General features: G+C 63.8%; 1 protein-coding gene. It reads left to right on the top strand.

Going from position 1 to position 1,962, the window contains the following annotated elements; all coding sequences use genetic code 11:
• A partial coding sequence (locus tag ACOYNV_RS28060) for a recombinase family protein (protein ID WP_422903114.1) occupies window positions 1-1,962 on the top strand: 1,962 nt, incomplete at both ends.

Below are 1,962 nucleotides of genomic sequence, written 5' to 3'. Positions count from 1 at the left end.
GCACGGCCTATGTTTACGTCCGGCAATCGACGCCCGAGCAAGTCCTGCACAACCGCGAGAGCCAGTTGCGGCAATATGCTTTGGCCGATCGGGCTCGGAGCCTCGGCTGGTCGGATGTGGTGGTGGTTGATGAGGACCAGGGCCGGTCGGGAGCCGGGACGGCCCGGCCGGGTTTCAAACGGATGCTGGGGGCGATCTGCGAGGGCAGCGTCGGTGCGGTGCTGGCGGTGGAGGCGTCGCGACTGTCGCGCAATGGCCGTGATTGGCACACATTGCTGGAGTATAGTGGCTTTGTCGGTTGCCTGATCATTGATGAGGATGGAATTTACGATCCACAGCGGTTGGACGACCGGTGGATGCTGGGCCTGAAGGGTACGATGAGCGAGATGGAGCATTCGTCGATCCGTCGGCGCATGGACGCGGGCCTGCTTCAGAAGGCCCAGCGGGGCGAGTTGTTCGGCATGGTGGCGATCGGCTACGTCAAGGTCGGCCAGACCCGGATCGAAAAAGACCCGGATCGCCGCGTGCAGGAGGCTCTTGAACTGGTGTTCAGGAAATTCACGGAACTCGGAAGCATTCGCCAGGTTCTGCTTTGGCTGCGTGAGGAGAAGATAGAGCTTCCCGCCCTGGTTCCCGGTCCGGATGGACTGCAAAAGCAATGGAAACTTCCGGTCAATCACACAATCCGTCATATTCTGACCAATCCGGTTTATGCCGGGGCCTACGCCTTCGGCCGCACCACCACTCGCACTCGTCTGGTCGAAGGCCGCAAGGTCGTGGTCCATGGCGTCCGGCGGGCGGAGGCCGAGTGGACGGTGTTGCTCCACGATCGTCACCAGGGCTATATTTCCTGGGCCGAATTCGAACGCAACCAGCAAACGATCGCCGATAATGCGACCATGAAGGGCGAACTGGCGCGCGGCCCGATCAGGAAGGGAGAGGCTCTGCTGGCGGGCCTGCTGCGGTGCGGGCATTGCGGACGCAAGCTGAATGTCATCTATACCGGAAAAGGCGGCAATACCATTCGCTATCAGTGTCGGGGCGCCGAGCCGGCGTCCGGCGGCGGCAAGTGCATCCGGCTGGGCGCATTGCGGATCGATCGGGGCGTCGGCGCGGAAGTGGTGCGGCAAATCCAGCCACTGGGCATCGAAGCCGCGCTGGCCGCGATCGATCACCGCGCGGAGCAGGCGGCCGAAGTCCGGCGACAAGTGGACTTGGCGCTGGAGCAAGCCCGCTATGAGGCCGAGCGGGCGCGGCGCCAGTACGACGCGATCGACCCCGCCAACCGCCTTGTGGCGGCGGAACTGGAGCGGCGCTGGAACGAACGTCTGGTTGCGGTCAATGATCTGGAACGGCGTCTGGACAGCCGGGAAACACAGGCCGCGCCATCGCTGACCTCCGCCGACAAGGATCGATTGCTGGCGCTGGGCGCCGACGTCGAACGGGCCTGGAACCACCCCGCCGCCACCCCGGAAACCCGCAAGCGCATCCTGCGTACGGTGCTGAAAGAGGTCGTGGCCCAGGTGGACGGGGATCAGGTGATCCTGACGCTCCATTGGCAAGGCGGCGACCACAGCCAGATCTCGGTCAAAAGAAACCGCAGCGGCCATCACCGCTGGGTGACCGATGTCGAAACCGGAGACCTCATCCGCCAGCTTGCCCGCACCCATAACGATAAGACCATTGCCACCGTTCTCAATCAGGCCGGCAAAACCACCGGCCACGGCAACAGTTGGAACGAAGCGCGGGTGCGCAGTTTTCGCGGCAAGCACTCCATCGCCATCTACCGCCCCGGCGAGCGCGCGGAACGGGGCGAATTGACGCTGTCTGAAGTGATGGAGCGCCTGTCGCTGAACGAAAGCGTCGTCCTGCGCATGCTTTATTCCGGCGAGCTTCCCGGCCGTCAGGCGTGCAAGGGAGCGCCGTGGATCATTCCCGAGCAGGCCTTGGAGAAAATCGCAG

Source organism: Propionivibrio sp. (assembly GCF_049316945.1).
Classification (GTDB): domain Bacteria; phylum Pseudomonadota; class Gammaproteobacteria; order Burkholderiales; family Rhodocyclaceae; genus Propionivibrio.
The sequence above is the reverse complement of the archived record's forward strand: the minus strand, read 5'-3'. Positions and strand labels throughout refer to the sequence as shown.